This window comes from Legionella clemsonensis, assembly GCF_002240035.1.
GTDB lineage: Bacteria > Pseudomonadota > Gammaproteobacteria > Legionellales > Legionellaceae > Tatlockia > Tatlockia clemsonensis.
The window spans coordinates 1,517,459-1,538,899 of record NZ_CP016397.1; the positions used below are offsets into that span (position 1 = coordinate 1,517,459).

Sequence of the window (21,441 nt, forward strand, 5' to 3'; positions counted from 1 at the left end):
ACTTGACAAGATTAGCCAATGTGCTCCAGGGGTGTTTCTGCACAAAACCACAGAGAACGACTAAAGTTTACAAGAGCCACGAGAAAGAGCTCCTTTATACTATGAAACGATTTTTAAAAACGTTTAGCATAACGCTTGTTACCCTTTTTGTCAGTGGATGGGGAGTATTATTTTTTTTGCCCAAGCCGCCTTTATTACAAGGAATTAGTTTTTCTACGGCAGTTTATGACAGCCAGCATCATTTGCTAAGGCTTACTTTGAGTCATGATGAAAAATACCGTCTTTTTACACCGCTTCCTAAAATTTCCACGAAACTAATCGATTCGACACTGTTGCAGGAAGATCAGTATTTTTATTGGCACTATGGAATTAATCCTTTGGCGATACTAAAGGCAGGTTGGAAAACTTATTTTGTGAAATCTCGCCGACTTGGAGCCTCAACCCTAACGATGCAGGTTGCACGCCTTCGTTATCAAATTAACTCCAAAGAATTGTCGGGTAAATTCTGGCAAATGATTCGGGCGCTACAATTGGAAATGCATTACAGCAAACAACAAATTCTCGAAGCCTACCTTAATCTTGCCCCTTACGGAGGTAATATCGAGGGAGTTGGAGCAGCCAGTTTGATTTATTTTAATAAGCAGGCCAATCAACTTGGTTTGCCTGAAGCACTTTCACTCAGTGTGATTCCACAAAACCCCCTCAAACGCACACCCCGTAATAAAAATCTTAAAGAGAGCCGCCACAAACTGTTTAATCGGTGGGTTAAAGCACATCCCGAAGATAAAAATAAAGAGGCTGCAATTAATTTGCCATTACAAATGCGCAACTTGCATCACATGCCTTTTATTGCACCCCATTTGGTTTATTCGGTATTGGGCGATTTTTCATTCATATCGCAAGAGGTGGTTACCACCCTGGATCTTCATTTACAAAAGATAATTTCACGGATTACAAGCCATTACGTGAAACGTAAGAACTATCTGGGCGTGTATAATGCGGCTGTCTTATTAGTTGATACTCGCGATATGGGTATAAAAAGTTTAGTGGGATCCGTCAATTTTTTCGATAAGACTATTGACGGTCAAATTAATGGGACGGAAATGAAGCGTTCACCGGGTTCAACCTTGAAGCCTTTCGTCTATGGTTTAGCCTTTGATCAAGGACTCATTCATCCAAATACGGTCTTAAAAGATGTACCTCGCAGTTTTGGCAGTTATAATCCTGAAAATTTTGATTATGATTTTATGGGGCCTATCAAGGCTAAAGACGCATTAGTCTTAAGCCGCAATATTCCGGCAATTTATCTTGCCAGCCAATTAACTAAGCCCAATCTGCATCAATTTTTAGTGGATGCACAGGTTAGTCACTTAAAGCCGGAATCTTACTATGGCCTGGCATTAACCTTAGGTGGCGTAGAGTTGACTATGCAAGAACTCACCACACTGTATGTTATGCTGGTTAATAAGGGGCAGTGGCGTCCCTTACGCATTCGTGAAGATCAACCTGTTGAGCCAGCTAAACCCTTATTAAGTCCTGAAGCCAGCTTTTTAGTTCTAGATATATTAAAAAATACTCCACGACCTGATGTTCATAGTTTTTTTAAACAAAAAAAGCCACTTCCCATCTCCTGGAAAACAGGCACTTCTTCAGGTTATCGTGACGCCTGGGCTGTGGGCTCCTTTGGTCCCTATGTGTTGGCGGTATGGATTGGCAATTTTAACAACAAAGGTAACCCTGCTTTTATCGGTAAGAATATTGCTGCTCCATTATTTTTCGAAATAATTGAAGCAATTCAACAGGAAAGAGGGCCATTGCCCGTTATCGAGCAACATCCTGAGTATCTTCGGTTAACACAGATAGACGTTTGCAAGGCATCCGGAATGTTGCCCACTCGCTATTGTCAGGATACAGAAATGACCTGGTTTATTCCGGGAAAATCACCGATTAAATCGGATAACATTTATCGAGAAGTAGCGATTGACAATAAAACTGGATTGCGCACTTGTCATTTTAATGAAAATACCCAGTTTAAAATTTATGAGTTTTGGCCAACGGATTTACTACGGATATTTAAACAGGCAGGAATTCAACGCCAGATCCCTCCACTCTTCACTCCAGACTGCTCTGCAATTACCAATACTGGTATGAGCCCGCAAATTACCTCACCTCAATCTGAATTACGTTATATTGTGCGTATCAATTCACCGGTAAAAACAAAAATTCCTTTTATCGCTGTAACAGATGCTGATATTCACACAGTATATTGGTTTATCAATGACACTTTCGTTGGCAAAACTACTCCTGATAAACCTTTTTTATGGGCAGCAAAAGCAGGAAAATATATCGTTAGAGTAGTTGATGATCATGGTTTGGCAGATGCCAAAGAAATTTACATTCAATCCAATACCTAAGAACTCATGTTAAAACAGAGGCAATGTTAATTGTGGTCCTTCTTTATCATCGTAAGTGCTCTTCATGGAAATGAACTGCTGAATGATGGAAAGGGTTAATTTGGATTTCAGGTCAGAATTTTTAATAAAGAAATGATAACCTCTGTAGTAAATGCTTACATAAGCATCTTGAGGCGCTTCTTTGGAAGAGTAAATAGTCATCATTTCATCCATAATCCGGCGCCAATCAAATTCTCTTCCATCATTATCTCGTGTGACTTCTACCCATCCTTTTCGCTTGTGCTCTTCTGGTACAAGAACACTGTGAGACAGCATAGAGATCATGCCTAACACTGAACGTGTTTGCACATAGACAGCATTTCCGGCGGATGGTTCAAATTGCTGCGTCAGAATGATCTCTGGTGAAGTCCCTGGAATTCGTAATAATTGTCTTATCTCTCGAGCTTCAGGTGAATTTATTGCTTCTTTGGCGAAATAAAGGGAGTAATGTTTATCTTTCCCTTCTTCAATGTAGTAATAGCCCAATTGATTTTTTAAATGTAATGTACGTATTAGATCAATTAAACGATCAAATCTTTCATACTGGGGTATAACTCTTGAATCAGGAAAAGAGGCACTGCCAATATTGATTAGCGTATCTATCCGCTTAATGACAAGGCGCAACAAGGCATCGATTTCTTTATTATCCCCATAACTCATTAAATAAATTTCATTGAGACGGATAGGTTGTAATACCAGTTTCACAAACCCGGAGCTTTCCAATGGAATATAACTGATTGTGGGGGAATCTCGGTAATCAGCGCCTGCTTCAGCCTCAAGTGTTTTACTTCTGAACGCTTGATTATCGAAAAACCAGGATCCTCTTCCAACAGTATGCGCACCCAGAGAATACTGACCGGTAATATTGCTAATTTGAAGAAAATAACTTGATTCCATGTAGCGAGCTCTGACGATATTAAACAATATCTGTTTGGCATCTGTATGTTGCAGTGACTGATTATAATCGATACGATCTTTATTAATGACATGAGGTCCTAAATGACTGCATCCAAACAAGCAAAAATAAAACAATGCAATCAGAGTAACTCTCATAATGTCTCACATAACTCCATTTACGCAGGGTTAATGATAATACTCTATCTTCTTAAGTTAAGAAACGTAATTATTTCTTAAACATCAGAGTAAACGTAATTTAATTTAAGCAAAGCCTCCATTTTTGCCTACTTGCTGTACTTTATGCACAGCATCTCATCAATATCTAGGTTGAATCCGCGCATAAGCGCGAGTTGTAGGCATTTTTACTTCAATTTGCGCTTAGAGGCGTTTACCTTGTCTCAAAAATAACTCCCAAAGTGACCGCTCGCTGCTCACTCAGCAAGACATTAAAAGTACGACAAGCAGCACCGATAGACATACATTCCAAACCAATTCCTTTTTTAGCAAGCATTTCAACGACAGGGAAGGGAGCAAATTGCCCTTGTTGGTTGTGACCAATAAGGATAATTTTAGGTTGATATTTTAAAAGAGGCCGTATTAGCTCCTCATTAAGCTCTCTAATCCCCTTAATGGACCAATCTGTTATAACTTCATGGCTACTGACAATCAAATTGCTACTGTAGTTAATTGAATCAATTTGCAAGGCTTTCTCACTATAACCTTGAATGGTATGTTGGTCGTTTGTTTCCAGGTTGATATGCATGGTGTTTAATCGAGCAATAACTTATACTATTCGCTCATTATAACACAGAGGCAAAAAACATGAGTCAATTTCCCCGCATTAAACGTTTGCCACCTTATGTATTTAATACATTAACTCAGTTAAAGTCTGAGGCGCGAGCGCGAGGCGAGGATATTATTGACTTTGGCATGGGGAATCCTGATCAACCCACCCCGCAACATATTGTTGATAAGTTAATTGAAACTGCACAACGTCCCGATACACATCGCTATTCCATGTCAAAAGGCATTCCCCGCCTGCGTCGTGCTATGGCAACTTGGTATAAAAGAAATTATGACGTCACACTCAATAGTGACACTCAAGTTTTAACCACGATTGGTTCTAAAGAAGGATTAGCCCATCTTGCTCTGGCAATTAGTGGTCCTGGTGATACGGTATTGGTTCCCGATCCAGCGTATCCCATCCATACCTATGGTTTTATTATTGCTGGTGCCAATGTTAAACAGATTCCTTTAATTGATGAAGCTCAATTTCTTGAAGCTGTTGAAATTGCTATCGAACAGACTTGGCCAAGACCCAAAGCATTGGTAATTAATTTTCCGGCAAATCCGAGTACCCATTGTGTCGATTATAGTTTTTTCGAACGTGTTGTAGCACTCGCGAAACGGCATGGTATTTGGATTATTCATGACCTGGCCTATGCAGACATTGTTTTTGATGGCTATAAAGCACCATCAATTCTTCAAGTTCCTGGAGCAATTGACGTGGCTATTGAAACCTATTCCATGTCAAAATCCTACAATATGCCTGGATGGCGCGTAGGTTTCGCCTGTGGTAATGAAGAGCTGGTAGCTGCATTGACGCGAATTAAATCCTATCTTGATTATGGCACTTTTACGCCCATTCAAGTTGCAGCTATTGCGGCACTTGAAGGTCCTGATGATTGTGTTCATGAAATTAGAGCACTTTATGAACAACGACGTAATATTTTGTGTGAAGGACTGCAAGATATTGGATGGGATGTAGAAAAACCCAAGGCTACGATGTTTGTTTGGGCGCCGATTCCTGCAGCCTATCAGCATATGGGCTCACTGGAATTTTCTAAATACCTGCTCAAAGACGCTTATGTTGCTGTATCGCCAGGTATTGGTTTTGGTCAGCAGGGCGATGGTTTTGTTCGCTTTGGATTGATTGAAAACCACCAGCGAACGCGCCAGGCACTCCGAAATTTAAAGGTTTTATTTAAACGAGACGGCTATTTGCAGGCTGTTTAAATGCAAATAGTAGTTAATGGCGCAGCGGAAGCTCCCCCTGACAGTAAACCATTACCCAGCCAAGGTAGCTATTATCCCAATGCTTTAACTTGTCTGGGTTGTGACGCCTTAAATCCACCCCTAGCAGAATTATTAAGTCGCTATTATCAGCTTCAAGGTCAATGGTTGATTGCCTCTCCCATTCATTGGGAAGCTACCCATAATGATGCCATGATCGTGGCTGTTGATGAAATGCTCGAGCTGGATGATAAAGAGTCTCGTCGATGGTTTGCAGTGATTACGGAGTTTCTTAACACCAGCGGAATAGAGACTTTTTATCACGATGCCTATACCTGGTTATTAAAAATTGATGACCAGCCAGCCATTAATAGCAAATCTGTTTATAAAATCTTACACCAATCCCTAATGCCCACACTTGCAGCACTTGACAAAGAACTCTTTTGGCAGCGTTTTATTACAGAGTTGCAAATGTTTCTCAGTTCACATCCATTAAACAACCAACGCCAAAGCAAGCTGACTATTAATGGTTTATGGCTATGGGGAGAAGGTGAATTTAAACCTACAAGAAAAGAACCTCTGTTTACGGATGATGAAATTCTTCTTAAGAGTGTTAAGCAAGCTCAACCCGTCCCCAGTTCACTAATTTTCCCTAAAAACAGCTTACTGCTCATTAAATATCCTCATCACATCGATATAGCGTCTTTGCGAGAAAAAACGCAAAAAAAATCCGTTCAATGGTATTGGAATAATCTTGCTTATTCACAACCCTCCATAAAATGGTGGGTCAGACTATGGAGATCGTAATTTATGCGTATTAAACAACGACAAGTACCCTCATTAACTTCCTCTTTGTCTGATTATCCAGTCGTTCTGCAACGAATTTTTGCGTCGCGGGGCATTCAAGAAGCCAGTCAACTTGACAAAACTTTTCAGGCTTTATTACCCTTTAACTCGCTCATTGACATTGAAAAAGCCGCTATACGTTTGGAACAGGCCTTACGTACACAAGAGCGCATTCTCATCATTGGTGACTTTGATGCAGATGGCGCTACGTCAACAGCGCTGGCAATCTCTGCATTACGCTTAATGGGGGCAACTCAAGTTGAATTCCTTGTTCCCAATCGATTCGATTTTGGTTACGGTTTGACGCCTGCCATTGTTGACGTGGCTAAAAAATGGCAACCGCATTTGATTATTACTGTAGATAACGGTATTGCTAGTATTGATGGGGTAGATGCAGCGAGTTCACTTGGTATTGATGTATTAATCACTGATCATCATTTGCCAGGTGAGGTTTTACCTAAAGCGTGCGCCATTGTGAATCCAAACCAACCTGATGATCCTTTTCCTAGTAAATCAATTGCAGGAGTGGGTGTTATTTTTTATGTCATGCTTGCTTTAAGAAGACAACTGGCAAAAAGTGAATGGTTTAAAGAACAAGGGTTAGCAGAACCCAATATGGCTCAGTTTCTTGATTTAGTAGCACTTGGTACAGTGGCTGATGTCGTTCCGCTGGACCAGAATAATCGAATTATGGTTAATCAAGGATTAGCCCGTATAAGGCAAGGGCAATGTCGTCCAGGAATTAAAGCGTTAATAGACATTGCAGGCCGTGATTGCTCACGCCTTCGCGAGAGCGATTTAGGCTTTGCCATAGCACCACGGCTTAATGCTGCGGGTAGACTGGATGATATGTCTTTAGGCATTGAATGTCTTTTAAGTACTGATTTTGAAAAAGCTCGCACCTTGGCAGCGCATTTAGATGAATTAAATCAGGAACGTCGAGCTATTGAAGCTGAAATGAAAGAACAAGCCATGGTGGCTGTGGAAAAACTGACACAAAAAATAGAAAATTCACAGTTGCCGGCTGCTTTATGTCTGGTAGATCCCCAATGGCACCAGGGCGTTATTGGTATTCTTGCAGGACGACTCAAAGACAGATACCACCGACCAGTGATTGCTTTTGCTAAGGTAAGTGATACCGAACTTAAAGGTTCAGCGCGTTCAATTGCTGGATTAAACATTCGTGATGCGCTGGCGGCTGTCGACAAAGATTACCCTGGGCTTATTATAAAATTTGGTGGACACGCGATGGCTGCAGGACTAAGCCTGGTGCCAGAGTGCTTTACTGCGTTTCAACAGGCTTTTACAACTGAAGTGGGCAGACACGTTGATACTAGCCTCTGTCAGGGAGAGCTCTGGACGGATGGCTCATTAAATTCTCAGGAACTTACGCTGGAAACAGCAATGCTTTTACAACAAGCAGGTCCCTGGGGACAACAATTTCCTGAACCTTGTTTTGATAATATTTTTGAAATTATGGAGCAACGCCTGGTTGGACAACATCATTTAAAACTCACTTTGGCCCACCCAGAGGGAGGAGTATTTGAGGCTATTGCATTTAATATTGATGTTAATCAATGGCCAAATCATCGAGTCCGACAGGTCCATGCGGCTTATAAACTTGATATTAACTCTTATCAGGGCAGAACCAGATTACAGCTGGTTATTGAAGCATTGCAAGTGTATAATTAGTTCATGTTGTCGTTATATTGACCGAATCCTTTGTTCAACCCAATTATAGGACACTAATTTTGTCTGTAGCATTGATCTCACCTTTATCCATTGCACCAATGATTGATTGGACCTATACGCATTTTCGTGTGTTTATGCGTCTTATAGCCCCTCGTGCTCTTTTGTATACTGATATGCAAACGACTGGTGCTATTCTAAATAATCCTGTTCGTGCCCTTTCATTTAATGCCATTGAACATCCGTTAGCCTTACAACTGGGTGGTGCAGATAAGGAAAAACTTGTCGAGTGCGCCAAACTCGCTCAAGATGCTGGATTTGATGAAATTAATTTAAATTTGGGTTGTCCGAGTGACAAGGTTCAGGCTGGCCGCTTTGGCGCCTGCCTGATGAACGAGCCAGAGCAAGTAGCAGCCTGCATTAGTGCTATGAAATCTGCAGTTTCCATTCCTGTTACAGCTAAAACCAGAATTGGTATTGATCATCAAGACAGCTATGACTTTTTTGCTGGGTTTGTACATAAGCTGGTGAATGCAGGTTGCGATAAATTAATTGTTCATGCCCGAAAAGCCTGGTTGTCTGGTTTAAACCCGAAGCAAAATCGAACCATTCCTCCAGTCAATTATGAGTTCGTTTATCGCATTAAAAAAGAGCTTCCCACATTACCCATTATTATCAATGGAAATATTGCTACTATCCATGACATCAATCAGCACATGGGTTTTGTAAATGGCGTAATGCTGGGAAGACTGGCTTGTCAAAATCCCTATGCATTAGCTGCTGTTCATCAATACTATTATCCTGAGACTCCAATTCGTACACGCTATGAGATATTGCAGGATTATACGCACTACATTAGATTAGCATTTTCCCAAGGTGTTGCTTTAAGTGTATTACTCAAGCCCTTGTTTAATTTTGCTCATGGATTAGCAGGGGCTAAACGTTGGAAAGAACAGTTGATGAATATTCAGCAAAATAAGCAAGTGGCAAGATTGCAGCATGTAATTGCAGTGTTTGCTGAAATGGAGCAAGCATAACAAGGAATATAATGAAAAGATTATTAACGTTATCCCTCTTGGTATGTATCTCAAATACTTATGCCTATATTTGCTTTCCTGGTTACCATTATAGCCAGAATTATGTTTTTGAGGCTGCTTGTGATTTTGATCGCATGAAGGATTTCTTTAACAAAAAAACCTATAATTTAGAATGTTATCAAGGTTGGGTTTACTATTATTATTGTGTAAAAGATTAAAAAACCATATGACTTACTATTAACTCCTGCTTTTCAGAACCATCTGATAGTTTATCTTTTGCTATTTCACTAAAACAATAAACGCTTTAAATGGCATTTTTAGCAAATTTCTAGTAAATTAAGCAGTTTTGAAGCTGGAATTATCTAGAGGATTATCAAGGCTATGTTAAATACCCTGATGAAAAAAGTGTTCGGTAGTCGCAATGAGCGTACTTTGCGTCGAATGGAAAAAACAGTAGAAGCAATTAATGCGTTTGAATCGCAGATGCAGGCACTGTCAAATGAAGAGTTAGCGGCTAAAACATCGCAGTTCAAGGCGCGTCTGGCCGATGGTGAGACTCTGGATGAATTACTTGCTGAAGCCTTTGCTGCAGTAAGAGAAGTTGCCGTGCGAACTTTAGGTTTAAGGCATTTTGATGTTCAGTTAATTGGGGGAATCGTGCTCCATGAAGGAAACATTGCTGAAATGCGCACCGGAGAGGGTAAAACTTTAGTAGCGACTCTTCCCGCTTATTTAAACGCACTGACCGGACGTGGCGTCCATATCGTTACGGTGAATGATTACCTTGCCAAACGTGACAGCCAGTGGATGAAACCTATCTATGAATTTTTAGGTTTAACAGTGGGTGTTATATACCCTGACATGCCTCATCCTGAAAAACAGGCGGCTTATCATGCTGATATCGTTTATGGTACCAATAATGAATTTGGTTTTGATTATTTGCGTGACAACATGGCATTTAGTCTTGAGGACAAAGTCCAACGAGAATTAAATTTTGCTATTGTTGACGAAGTTGATTCCATCCTCATTGATGAGGCGAGAACTCCATTAATTATTTCTGGTGCTGCAGAAGGAAGTTCTGAACTTTATAGAAAAGTTAATGAATTAATTCCTCAGCTTAAAAAACAGGAAGAAGAGGGAGATGGTGGTCATTATACGGTTGATGAAAAGCAAAAGCAGGCTCACCTCACAGAGGTAGGGCATCAATATGTAGAAGATCTGCTCACGGAAAAAAATCTGCTTGATCCGGGTGAAAGTCTGTACCACGCAAGTAATATTATATTGATGCATCACGTCAATGCAGCATTACGAGCCCATGCAATGTTTCATCGTGATGTGGATTATATTGTCAAAGACAATCAAGTGGTTATTGTGGATGAACACACCGGCCGTACCATGTCAGGTCGCCGTTGGTCTGAAGGACTGCACCAGGCTATTGAAGCCAAAGAAGGTGTTGCCATTCAGCATGAAAATCAAACGCTGGCTTCTATCACATTCCAGAATTATTTCAGGTTGTATAATAAGTTAAGTGGTATGACAGGAACTGCAGACACCGAAGCTTATGAATTTCAGCAAATTTATAATCTTGAAGTAGTAGTTATTCCTACTAATAAGCCAATGCGTCGTCATGATCAACCTGATTTGGTTTACTTAACACAGCAAGATAAATATGAAGCTATTATTGAAGATGTAAAAGATTGTGTGGCGAGAAAACAGCCTGTATTGGTGGGCACGGCTTCCATTGAGGCTTCTGAATTATTGAGCCACCTCATGAAAAAAGCAGGTATAAAACATCAGGTGTTAAACGCCAAGTTTCATGAAAAAGAAGCCCAGATTATTGCGGAAGCAGGCAGGCCTGGAGTAGTAACTATTGCTACTAATATGGCAGGACGCGGTACAGACATTGTGTTGGGTGGTAGCTTATCTGCTGAACTTGCAACCTTACCTCCTGAGGCAACAGAGGCGGAGCGCCAGGCAATTAAAGCAGATTGGCAAAAACGTCATGACGCAGTTCTTGAAGCAGGAGGGTTAAGAATTATTGGTTCTGAGCGTCATGAGTCACGTCGAATAGATAATCAGCTTCGAGGTCGTGCAGGTCGTCAGGGAGATCCAGGAAGTAGTCGGTTTTACCTTTCTCTGGATGATAATCTAATGCGAATTTTCGCATCAGAACGCGTTGCTTCTATGATGCGGCGTTTAGGAATGAAACCAGGTGAACCCATTGAGCATAATTTGGTTACCAAAGCAATTGAAAATGCTCAACGCAAATTGGAAGGCCATCATTTCGACATTCGTAAACAATTGTTGGATTATGACAATGTTGCTAATGAGCAAAGGAAAGTAATTTATACACAACGTGCAGGACTCATGGCGATGAAAGATCCTCAAGAGGTCGTAGAAACCATGCGCCAGGATGTCATTTACGGGTTGGTTGATAATTTTATCCCGCCACAAAGTTTAGAGGATCAATGGGATCTGAAAGGCTTATCTCAAACGCTAGCCGAAGATTTTAAAATTAGAGCGGATATAAATGAATGGGTTGAAGCTGATCATAGTCTACAGCCAGAAGAAATTCGTGAAAAAATTCACGCACTTGCTATTGAGCGCTATCGTGAAAAAGAACAGTTAACTGGAAGAGAAGTGCTGGCTGACTTCGAGAAATCAGTGATTTTACAAACCTTGGATAACCACTGGCGTGAACATTTGGCTGCGATGGATCACTTACGCCAAGGTATTCATTTACGCGGTTATGCGCAGAAAGATCCGAAGCAAGAGTACAAACGTGAAGCATTTACCTTATTTTCAATGATGCTGGATAATTTAAAATATGAAATTGTACGTTTACTGTCTTCAGTAGAAGTACAAACCGCTGAAGATGTTAATGCTGTGGAGGAACAACGTCGGGCGGAGCAAGTGCAAAAAATGCAGTTTCTTCATCAAGAGGGTGATGCCGTAAATAGAGAGCAAACTGACACTACGTTTAGACGAGCTGAGAGAAAAATTGGGAGAAATGATCCTTGTCCTTGTGGCTCTGGAAAAAAATATAAAGTATGTCATGGAAGTTTAGCTTGAAAGTAGTCGTTGCTGTTATAGTTAACAAATCAGGTGAAGTACTTATTACCCGCAGGCCTCTGCATGTTCCTCATGGAGGTCTGTGGGAATTTCCAGGCGGTAAACTTGAACCTGACGAAGCACCTGCTGAAGCTCTTGCTAGAGAAATAAAGGAAGAGGTAGGTATAGAAATTCTTTCTTTTCGTTTTTTGCAAGAAATCATTCATGCCTATAGTACAAAAATTGTTAATTTGCTCATTTTTGAAGTGCGAGATTATAAAGGAGAGCCTAGCTGTCTTGAATCCCAAATGGATTTACGGTGGGTTAATAGTAAGGAGTTACCTCTCTATGATTTTCCTGAGGCAAACACTAAAATTATTGATTTAATTAAGCAGATTTGTCTTGATCCACAGTGCGTAAATAAGAGTAACATTGAACTAATATAGTCTACAGGGCAAGATCATCCTATTTTGAATTAATTTCACACGATTATCTTGCACAAATTACTGTCATCCTGAGCAAAGCGAAGAATCCCCAGCAGATAAATCCCACTTTTTGAACGAAGAGCTCCTTCGCTTTGCTCAGGATGACGCCTTGTTGCTTATAATTTAGATAAAGTATGATTTTGCCCTGACATAGGCTATAACCTATACGAATTATGCTTGAATAAATTTAGAGAGTAAGTTTATTTCTAGTATAGGGGCAATTTGAACCCCCTTTCGAGCAGAGCAAGTTTTAAATAAATCAGAAGTTTTTTGGACTAGATTGTTGGAGAGAAAAAAGTTTTTAAAAATATATGAACGTCAAGGCTGTTTTTTTAGAATTTATTTGTTAATATGTCTGTCCGCATTTCAGTTTTCAGTTTTACCACAGCTTGTGGATATTTTATTTAAATCCTTCGCTTCAATTTACCGATTCTTCCTTTGAATATTAGCTAAATTCCTTTGCTGGTAAGGATTATTATTATTTATTAAGAAAAATTCTTTAACTACTTTATCCACAAAATCTGTGGATAAATCTGTGCATACCTTGTCAAACATTATAATGATTTTAGGAGTTATCTTTGTGTTTATAAATTCTCCAAAAAAATGGTAGAGATGGCTTCTTACCATGGAGGATATTCTCACAGAGAGTCTCAAGGTTATGTTTTTAGTATTCTATTTTGAGTTTGAATAATCTAAAGACAAAAGGATAATTCGTGCATAAAGAAATGTGTAACAAGGAATAAAAATCCTTATTGATTTATCGTGGAGAGTTTTATAGTGAAATTATTTAAAATTATTTTTATATTGTTGAGTTTTCTGATGGGTTTTTCTTCAATCTCTATAGGACAAAATAAGCCCACATCAATTATAAAGACCAAGAGTAGCATTATTTCTTCCTCACAATGCATGGTGGATAAAACAAGAAATCGTTCAATACCAATACAAACTTATGTAGACAAAAAAATTAAAGACAAAGCCATTTCTGATGAAATACATATGCCGGTAGTAATAATTAACCACGGCTATGGAGTTAGAAATACTGAATATTCTTCAATCGCAAATTACCTTGCAAGCCAAGGGTATTTTGTAATAAGTATTCAGCATGATTTGAATACAGATTCACCTTTATCTCGTACCGGTAATTTATATCAACGCAGGAAACCACTTTGGGATAGGGGCGTTTTAAATCTCCTATTTATAGAAAAAGTGCTAGCCACTCAATACCCATTTTTAAATTTCACTAAAGTTATTTTGGTTGGACATTCAAATGGGGGTGATATTTCCATGCTATTTGCAAAACAATATCCTCATTTAGTTCAATCTGTAATCTCACTTGATAGTTTGCGTATGCCTTTTCCCCGGGACAGCAAATTCCCCATACTATCCATCCGAGCGAATGATACCAATGCAGACCCTGGGGTTTTACCTGATCGCAGAGATTATAGAAAGTTAAAGATGACCATTGTACGATTTAATGAAGCAAAACATATTGAACTATGCGATAGAGGTAACAAATCTATTCAAAATAAAATAAATTTCGTCATTAGTAATTTCTTAAATAAGAGAAGGTCTCAAGGATTTTATTACTAGAGTTTACTCAGATATTTCTGGGATTCCGGCTCCCAGCCTCACAATGATAGACCATATTGATAGTTAGAGGTCCAGCCATAATTCTGACGAAAAGGACGGAGGTATCCTATGCTGCTTCTTTTTTTCATTTTTTCAAATGAATTATGGTGCATATAGAGATACCGCGAGAGAAATATTCAGACATTACAGCCATTTATTTATTCACGGAAATAAGTTATTTTAAAAAATCAGCCTATTTTAAGGATAAAAAGTGAGCTTTGTTAAAATGATGCTAGGGAGCGTTCTCATTTCGATTTGTTGCTCTATATTTGCCCATGGTTCAATGGAGGTTCCAATTTCGCGAATATATCAATGCTTTAAGGAAAACCCCGAAAATCCGAAATCGTCTGCATGTAAAGCAGCTGTAGAACTTGGGGGTAAACAACCAATCTATAATTGGAACGAAGTGAATCAGCCTGCAGCAAATGATCGCCATACGGACATTATTCCTGATGGCCAATTGTGTAGCGGAGGACGAGAATTTTACAAAGGATTAAATCTTGCTCGAAGCGACTGGAGTACTAGTATTATTGAGCCAGATGCAGAGGGACTATTTCATTTTATCTACTATCCTACAGCACCGCATAAAACCAAATATTTTAAGTTTTATATCACTAAAAGTGATTATGAATTTAATCAGCCTTTAAAATGGTCCGATCTCGAACCTCAACCCTTTTGTACTATCAATACAGTAAGTCTTGTTAACGATCGATACAACATGCCTTGTAAGATACCTGCCAATAAAATAGGGAGACAGCTTATTTTTGTTATCTGGCAAAGAGAGGATAGCCCTGAGGCATTTTACTCTTGTAGTGATGTTTTTGTTAACAATACTGGCAAGCCAGTGGAATGGCATGAATTGCAATCATTATACAATACTGCAGAAATTGCAGTGGGAATGATCGTAAAACTTCGTCTCTTTCATCATGACAATGGTGAGATAGAAACTCATCGTATTGTAGTTACAGCTGAAAATAACGGCGGTAATCAATGGCCATTTGCCTTGGCAGAAGAGGTTAATGCTAATTCCTCATTGCTTCGTATAGGACAATTAAAAGCTGAAACAGGGGAGGTTGTACTGATTCCTGAAGAAGAGGCGAATAAAATCTTTATTAATAAAGATCCTTCACAATATCATGTGGCAATTGATTTTATTGAGCAGCAAAGTCAAGTGGATTTTATTTATCCTGATGGCATCGCTGAATATAAAGCAAATACTATTGTTATGGGGCGACATGATCATAAACGTTATCAATGTAAACCATGGCCCTATTCCGGTTGGTGCAGTCAATCGCCAACTTATTATGAACCAGGCGTCGGTCTAGCCTGGCAAGAAGCTTGGATCTTGCTGGATTAATAAATAATCTAATAACTAAAGGGATCCTCTCGTCTGATCCCTTCTCATGGTTTGGGTCACCAGCTTTAAGGTATTCACCCATGTATTCCTTGGTTGCAAATAATAAGTTCCTAAAAATCTAAGTTTATTCGTATTCCTAATTATTCAAAACGATAATGTAGTAAGGAAATTAGTGCTCCGGCAAGTAGAATAACTACTCCTAATCCTTGAATAAGGCTAACCTGCTCACCCAGAAGTACTATTCCGAAGATAACTACAAATACAGGCTCTAAAACAGATAATATCGCTGCTTGTAATGAGCTAATATGCTGTAAGCCCTTTAAAAGCAACAGCATTGGCAGTGCGGTACAGATAATTCCAATTCCACAGATATTAAACCAGACATCTAAACCAGTTGGGATAAAAAATGTTCCTTCAATAAAAGCTGCAACCAAAGAAATGAGCATTGCACCAAGCGAGACGAAGAATGTTGCTAACAGAGCTGGAATAAAAATACCCTTACTGGCGATTAAATAAAGAGCATACAAAAGGGCAGATAACAAGCTTAGGCCAATCCCCATGAGATTAAAATCAAACCTATTTCCATTTACCAATAAGCCCATTCCTAAAAAAATTATTAGTAAGGCTAAATAGTAAATTTTGCTAATTTTTTGTTTAAAGAATAAAAAATTAATTAATAAAACAATGGATGGATAGGTAAAAAATATGACCATGGAGAGTCCAGAGCCAATGTATTGGGTTGCCACAAAATAAAAGATGGAGCATGTTCCATAAAATGCAGCTCCATAAAAAGTAATTTTAACTGACTCTATTGCATTAAAAGTGAGCTTTTTGAACCGAGGAATTAAGAGCATTCCCATGAAAAGACTGGAGACCAAAAAACGCCAAAAAAGCATATTATTGACGGAAACGTTAGCCTTCATCACGCTAACACCAAAATAGCCAATTAAGCCAAAAAAAAGTCCCGATAAGGCGGCATACAAAGCCCCGTTATTTCTGTATGACAAAAAAATTACCTCATAATTACCCCTGAATATTATGCCAGAATGGAAAAATTACCGAAATAAGTGAAACGCGGGGAGTTAGATCTGACAAATTGCCAAGTCAAGTCTTGCATTTGTTTCACGTACTTCACGCATGGTACTGATGTCACACAAACGAAGACTCAAGCCATGATGTCCTAACTGCATTCTAGGAACAATGCCGAACGATTTTTCGATTTTTAGTAAAATAAGATGACAAGAAGATTTAGGCGGTAAAGAACGCTGATAAAACCCGTTATACATGTCAATTTTGTTAAATTCAGCACTATCACGTAATAATGATAGGTACAATTCAACAGTAGATTGCAGCGCTTTTAAATTTTTTAACCAGTTTTCCAAATCGCGCTGTCGCAATTTTGCATCTAATCCTAGCCAAAGAAGAAGTTGTGGTGAGTACATCTCACAATCGTTGCTCTGAGTTGAGGAATAAACCCGAATTGATTGCAAAAAGGGATCATTATGAATTTCGCCACCAAATCGTCCGGCTACATGAGTTAAAATCTGGATTTGGGTGCATAAATTTGTATATAAAGATTCAGAGATGACAATATTACTTTTATTTAATGCATGCTCAATACGCATTAATTCTTTTAAAAAACGACTCTTAAGCTCTGGCTTCTCAATTAATTTAAGAATTTCAATTAAATTTTTTAAAGCATAATGATGGATAACTGAATGAGTTTCTTCACAGCCTTGCTTTATTGTCAGGTAAAGATATTCAAGCCGCAGGGCAATTTTAGGCAAGTAATGAGTCGCTAGTTGAAAGGTGATTGTATCTTCAGACATAGAAAATTTGCTGTCCTTAGCTGATTTTTTAATTCATTAAACCTTAATGTGCAAATTATCATATAAATTAAAATGTTACAATTAACAGGCGCCAAACCTACTGATTAAAACCAACAGTCTTTAGCTTGCACAGAGTTAACTGATCGTATTTTGTCGAGAAGCTAATAAAAGATATTGTTCATGTAAAATTGCCACCTTTCTTTTTAGGGTTTCCAGGGAGGCATTATTCAGAATAATATCATCTGCTATTGCAATTCTTTCTTTATCACTTGGTTGTGCTGCAAGAATTGCCTGAGCCTCTTGTTTAGAACAGTTATCTCTAACCATAACACGTTTAATTTGTTGCTCGGGTTCTGCCAGCACCACCAATATGCGATCAAGGTAGGGATAAGTTGTACGTTCTTTTAATAAAGGAATTTCAACAACGGAATAGGGGCTTTTGTTATTGCCTAGCAAATATACAATTCGCTTTCTAATCAGAGGATGTAACAATTGTTCCAACCATAATCGTTGTTCAGGGTGGGCAAAAATTATTTGTCGAAGTTTAGGACGATCAATTGCTTCGAAAGCATCTAAAATTGACTGGCCAAAATGCTTTATAATTTTTTTCTGTACCTGCTCATCCGTTTGAGTTAACTCACGAGCAACATGATCAGCACTAATTACAGTAATTCCTTTGCTCTTAAAAAAAGCAGCTACTGTCGACTTTCCGCTGGCAATACTTCCTGTTAATCCGACACAATACATTAAAAATTCCGTACGTTTAAATTTCTACAAGTAAATAAATAGACATAACAGGTTTCCGGCAAAGCACTGTTAGCCTGACAAAATGATTTGGCAGCCATTGCAGCATCACTGGCCTTGTCATAGACATTGCTAAACCATGGAACTGCAGCCAAATCCAGAGCAAGACATCGCCACATCGGACGCGTAGTCATACCATCTACGATTGCTTCACAATCTTCTTTAGACGTTTTACAAGTTGCAGGTACCCGACTTTGCTTTTTACAGGCATCGAAAGCTCTATTAATGGAGGTTATTTGATAATCACTATGTCCTACCCAGGATCGATTTTCGGCATCATAAGCGGTACATTTCCAATAATTGGTATCTAAGACTACAGCACCTGTAGAGGATTGTGCTATAAGAAAAAGACTATAAAAAACAATCACACCTAATTTATTTTTCATGTTGTAATCCATTTATTATTTTTACTAACTGTTCATAAGGCATTGCTTTTTCAAAAAACCACCCCTGCATAAATCTTACATGACATTGACGTAAAAACATAAATTGTTCTTTGGTTTCTACGCCTTCAGCGATTACTTTAAGCTTTAATGAATTCCCCATCTGAATAATAGCTTGATTCAAGCTCTCCGTAATAGCTCCTGTTCCAACAGCATGAATAAAAATTTTGTCTATTTTTAAATAATTAAATGGAAAATGCTGTAAATATCGAATACTTGCATGCCCTGTACCAAAATCATCAATGGCCAGCGAGTGACCTCTGTTTCTTAAATCATGCATTTTTGCTATAAGCGCTTTATTGGTTTGATCAAACAACTCTCTCTCAGTTAATTCGATCATAATTTGTTGTGGTTTAACATGATACTGCTCACATAATTGATGAAATTTAGTAAAAAAATGTTTGTCCTGAAAATGACTGGCTGACAAATTTAAAGCAAAATGGAAATCAGGGTGAACTTTTAGAAAGTGGTGCGATTCCTTGAATGCTTTTTTTAAGACTTGCAATGTAATAGGGACAATCAGACCAGATTGCTCAGCCTCTTCAATGAATGCTTCTGGCATAATTTCATCCTTGTCAGTTTGCCAGCGTAATAAAATTTCAGCACCACAATATTTATTGTTTACACAATCCATTACAGGCTGATAAACAGGCTGAAAATTATTATTCTTAATGGCAGTATTTAAGGCATGCGTTAAAGAAAACCGTTTATTTAAAATATTTCGTATTTGCCAGTAAACGAGTATGGAAAGAAATAAAATGATAGCAGTTGCCAGCAACAAACGGTAAATAAAATTTATTGTGAAATGTCTGGGATCAGCAATTAATACGATTTTAAATGCATTCAAATTTTGTAGTTGTGCATCAGCCCAATGTATGCTTTTATCGTGACCCTCTCTTACTTTTAGAGGATTATTTCCCTTGTGAAGAAGAAATTTTCGCTGATGCTGATTGTAAAGTCCGACAAATAAAACTTCATTTGGAGCTGAATTTAATATATTTTGCAGCAGGGACTCAATAATATAAATGCCTAGATGATAGTTACCAAGCTTTTGTTGCAAGAGAAAGGCATTTTCTCTTAAATTATCTATTTTTAAAGGTCCAAACAAACTTGGACTTTCAGAAGACGGAGAGGGCAGTAAATATTTTTTGCCGAGCGTGGAGCAGATAATTTTATTTTGAGCATCGCTAATTACAATCGCAGAAATGACAGTGTTATTAAAAACGACACTCCTTAAAAGCGGCAATAGATTAGGCTTACAATCCTGTAAATTTTGACCGTACAGAGGTAGAGTGTAGGCTGCTCTTAAAGAGTCTTCTATTAAATCATCAATTTTGACTCTCAGATGGTTAGTAATTAAACTCACCTGATGTTGCTTTTCAGCTTCATTATGTAGCCATTGAAAATATAAGGCAAAGATAAGAAAAATAGCCGTAAGAAGCATCCATGTAATACTTAATGCCTGTCGCATAGTGGCATGATTAGGGCTGTTTTTTTTCATTAATCTTCAGCGCGATAAATTGCCTTTATAGAGTTTAGAGTGATTTCAGCCAAATTCTCAACCGTTTCGCGGTCTATATTCAAGGGGGGCAACCAATACAAAGTATTTCCTATCGGCCTTAATAAAGCACCGTGATTAATTGCCTCTTTGTATAATTCATAGCCAATACGTTTACCTTTTATTTCAGTTAAATCTGCGGCAACCATAGCACCTATGGAGCGAATATTACTGATTCTCCCTGTAGCTGATCTTATTTCCTCCATTAAAGAATGCATCAGATACCCAAGGCGTTCTGCCTGCTCGTTGCTTTTTTCTTCTTCCATTGTTTTTAACGTTGCCATAGCCGCACTTAAAGCTAAGGCGTTACCACTATAGGTATGAGAGTGTAAAAATGATTTCCCACTCTCATAGTCATCATAAAAAAGCTCAAAAATTGAATGATTAATCAGTACGCAACTTAAAGGTAATGTGCCTGAAGTTAATCCCTTTGATAGACACATTAAATCAGGTTTAATATTCGCATGCTCACAGGCAAACCATTTACCTGTTCTGCACAATCCCGTCATGATTTCATCAGCAATGAAATAAATATCGTTATCCTTTGTCCATTTCGCCAACTTTTGTAAGAAATCAGCACTGTAGCACAACATACCTCCAGCACCTTGCACAATAGGTTCAACAATAACAGCACAGACCTTGTCTTTTATTTTTTCGAGCTGAGAAAGAGTTTGTGGCCAATATGCGTCTGCATTCAGCCATAAGGGATCGAAAATGTTACTTAAATAAGGTATTGCCTGTAGAAAATTACATGTTACTCCATAACCTTCATAAGGCTTTTTATACAAGCCCAAATCACTGATACTTAATGCTCCCAAAGTCTCTCCATGGTAGCTGTTTTTTAAAGCAATAAAATTAGTTTTATGGAATTTTCCTTTTAATTGAGAGGCATGTAGAGCTAGTTTCATCGCAATTTCAACGGCACTTGAACCATCACTCGCAAAAAAAGCATGTTGATTTCCGCTCAGCACAGCCAATCTTTCACCTAATTCTGCTAAAAGAGGATGCGCTGTATTGGCTCCAATCACATGCTCAAACGTTTCTAACTGTTTCTGAATCGCAGCAATGACAGCAGGATGACCATGACCTAGGGACTTACACCACCAACTTGATAGGGCATCAATAAGAGAACCTTTATTAGTGTCGACATAACTTCCTTTTGCAGCATGCACAACCAAGGGAGGGTGATTTTGAAAATCCTTCATCTGGGTACACGGATGCCAGATATGTTTCAAATCTTTTTCGATAATTTGATTGCTGTTAACCATTTGATAACTTTTTGGTTGACAATAAATGCGCTGACTTTATCATGATGACATGCAGAGAGGAAGAGAGGATATATTCTCTCAG

General features: G+C 38.6%; 17 protein-coding genes. 9 read left to right on the forward strand and 8 right to left on the reverse strand.

Translation table 11 applies throughout. The features are described from left to right. Nucleotides 1-101 precede the first annotated feature (101 nt). Entirely contained in the window at nucleotides 102-2,414 is a 2,313-nt protein-coding gene (gene pbpC / locus clem_RS06595; RefSeq protein ID WP_094090907.1) for a penicillin-binding protein 1C, read from the forward strand. A gap of 9 nt (nucleotides 2,415-2,423) precedes the next feature. Here the strand turns inward: pbpC and clem_RS06600 are convergent, their stop codons facing one another. Beyond that, the gene (locus clem_RS06600; RefSeq protein WP_094090908.1) at nucleotides 2,424-3,506 is read right to left on the reverse strand and encodes a hypothetical protein; all 1,083 of its coding nucleotides are present in this window, start codon (nucleotides 3,504-3,506) and stop codon (nucleotides 2,424-2,426) included. 232 nt (nucleotides 3,507-3,738) lie between these two features. Beyond that, nucleotides 3,739-4,113 (reverse strand): Mth938-like domain-containing protein, encoded by a 375-nt coding sequence (locus tag clem_RS06605; RefSeq protein WP_094090909.1) that lies wholly within the window; start codon nucleotides 4,111-4,113, stop codon nucleotides 3,739-3,741. Nucleotides 4,114-4,172: 59 nt separating this feature from the next. Between clem_RS06605 and alaC the strand changes: the two genes are divergently transcribed. The 8 genes from alaC (at nucleotide 4,173) to clem_RS06650 (ending at nucleotide 15,457) form a co-directional block, all read left to right on the forward strand. Continuing rightward, nucleotides 4,173-5,366 carry an alanine transaminase gene (alaC, locus tag clem_RS06610; RefSeq protein WP_094090910.1) on the forward strand — a complete coding sequence of 398 codons (1,194 nt, stop codon included), beginning with the start codon at nucleotides 4,173-4,175 and terminating at the stop codon, nucleotides 5,364-5,366. Continuing rightward, nucleotides 5,367-6,170: a hypothetical protein gene (locus clem_RS06615; RefSeq protein WP_094090911.1), complete on the forward strand. Its 804-nt coding sequence runs from the start codon at nucleotides 5,367-5,369 to the stop codon at nucleotides 6,168-6,170. It abuts the gene before it with no gap. A 3-nt stretch (nucleotides 6,171-6,173) separates the two neighbouring features. Beyond that, the gene (recJ, locus tag clem_RS06620; protein ID WP_094090912.1) at nucleotides 6,174-7,901 is read left to right on the forward strand and encodes a single-stranded-DNA-specific exonuclease RecJ; all 1,728 of its coding nucleotides are present in this window, start codon (nucleotides 6,174-6,176) and stop codon (nucleotides 7,899-7,901) included. A gap of 98 nt (nucleotides 7,902-7,999) precedes the next feature. After that, nucleotides 8,000-8,935, forward strand: coding sequence for a tRNA dihydrouridine(20/20a) synthase DusA (gene dusA / locus clem_RS06625; RefSeq protein WP_408606891.1), 936 nt, complete (start codon nucleotides 8,000-8,002; stop codon nucleotides 8,933-8,935). A 381-nt stretch (nucleotides 8,936-9,316) separates the two neighbouring features. Beyond that, complete coding sequence (secA, locus tag clem_RS06635) at nucleotides 9,317-12,007, forward strand: preprotein translocase subunit SecA (protein ID WP_094090915.1); 2,691 nt, start codon at nucleotides 9,317-9,319, stop codon at nucleotides 12,005-12,007. Further along, nucleotides 11,986-12,432 carry an 8-oxo-dGTP diphosphatase MutT gene (mutT, locus tag clem_RS06640; RefSeq protein WP_094090916.1) on the forward strand — a complete coding sequence of 149 codons (447 nt, stop codon included), beginning with the start codon at nucleotides 11,986-11,988 and terminating at the stop codon, nucleotides 12,430-12,432. The genes secA and mutT overlap by 22 nt, the downstream gene beginning before the upstream one ends. Before the next feature lie 816 nt (nucleotides 12,433-13,248). Continuing rightward, complete coding sequence (locus clem_RS06645; RefSeq protein WP_198333207.1) at nucleotides 13,249-14,061, forward strand: alpha/beta fold hydrolase; 813 nt, start codon at nucleotides 13,249-13,251, stop codon at nucleotides 14,059-14,061. A 250-nt stretch (nucleotides 14,062-14,311) separates the two neighbouring features. Next, on the forward strand, nucleotides 14,312-15,457 hold the full coding sequence (locus clem_RS06650; protein WP_232505581.1) for a lytic polysaccharide monooxygenase: 1,146 nt from the start codon (nucleotides 14,312-14,314) through the stop codon (nucleotides 15,455-15,457). Nucleotides 15,458-15,597: 140 nt separating this feature from the next. Here the strand turns inward: clem_RS06650 and clem_RS06655 are convergent, their stop codons facing one another. The 6 genes from clem_RS06655 to bioA all read right to left on the reverse strand — a co-directional run bounded on the left by clem_RS06655 (nucleotide 15,598) and on the right by bioA (nucleotide 21,359). Then, the gene (locus clem_RS06655; protein ID WP_232505582.1) at nucleotides 15,598-16,464 is read right to left on the reverse strand and encodes a DMT family transporter; all 867 of its coding nucleotides are present in this window, start codon (nucleotides 16,462-16,464) and stop codon (nucleotides 15,598-15,600) included. Between the two features lie 75 nt (nucleotides 16,465-16,539). Further along, nucleotides 16,540-17,286 carry a cell division protein ZapD gene (gene zapD, locus clem_RS06660; protein WP_094090917.1) on the reverse strand — a complete coding sequence of 249 codons (747 nt, stop codon included), beginning with the start codon at nucleotides 17,284-17,286 and terminating at the stop codon, nucleotides 16,540-16,542. Between the two features lie 135 nt (nucleotides 17,287-17,421). Continuing rightward, nucleotides 17,422-18,033 (reverse strand): dephospho-CoA kinase, encoded by a 612-nt coding sequence (gene coaE, locus clem_RS06665; protein ID WP_094090918.1) that lies wholly within the window; start codon nucleotides 18,031-18,033, stop codon nucleotides 17,422-17,424. Then, a complete protein-coding gene (locus tag clem_RS06670; RefSeq protein WP_094090919.1) occupies nucleotides 18,033-18,476 on the reverse strand; it encodes a hypothetical protein in 444 nt (147 codons plus the stop codon). The genes coaE and clem_RS06670 overlap by 1 nt, the downstream gene beginning before the upstream one ends. Further along, nucleotides 18,466-20,034 (reverse strand): EAL domain-containing protein, encoded by a 1,569-nt coding sequence (locus tag clem_RS06675; RefSeq protein WP_094090920.1) that lies wholly within the window; start codon nucleotides 20,032-20,034, stop codon nucleotides 18,466-18,468. The genes clem_RS06670 and clem_RS06675 overlap by 11 nt, the downstream gene beginning before the upstream one ends. Continuing rightward, entirely contained in the window at nucleotides 20,034-21,359 is a 1,326-nt protein-coding gene (gene bioA / locus clem_RS06680; protein WP_094090921.1) for an adenosylmethionine--8-amino-7-oxononanoate transaminase, read from the reverse strand. Before bioA ends, clem_RS06675 begins: the two co-directional genes overlap by 1 nt. Nucleotides 21,360-21,441: the final 82 nt, after the last annotated feature.